This window comes from Mesorhizobium sp. M1A.T.Ca.IN.004.03.1.1 (assembly GCF_003997555.1).
Lineage (GTDB): Bacteria > Pseudomonadota > Alphaproteobacteria > Rhizobiales > Rhizobiaceae > Mesorhizobium.
Window position 1 is genome coordinate 1 of record NZ_RZTV01000376.1, and the last position, 268, is coordinate 268.

1 protein-coding gene is annotated in these 268 nt (G+C 65.3%); it reads right to left on the bottom strand.

Going from position 1 to position 268, the window contains the following annotated elements; genetic code table 11:
• On the bottom strand, window positions 1-268 hold a 268-nt coding region (locus EOD29_RS32050; protein WP_281059247.1), incomplete at both ends, for an alanine racemase C-terminal domain-containing protein.

Below are 268 nucleotides of genomic sequence, written 5' to 3' on the forward strand. Positions count from 1 at the left end.
ATCGAGACGCGGCCAACAATCGGAAGGCGTGTGCCTCGATAGTAGACTGCTCCACGTCCGCTCAGGCTCCGTGGCAGTCCGTCGGCATAGCCTGCCGCAATAGTCGCAAGCCGAGTTTCGCTGTCCGCGATGTGAGTGCCGCTGTAGCCGACCTTTGCACCGGCGGGCACCGTGCGCGTCTGCACGACCGCGACGTCGAGCCGAACCACAGCCTCCATCTGGTTCGCTCCTGGGGTGGTCGGCGTGCCGCCATATAGCGCGATCCTCG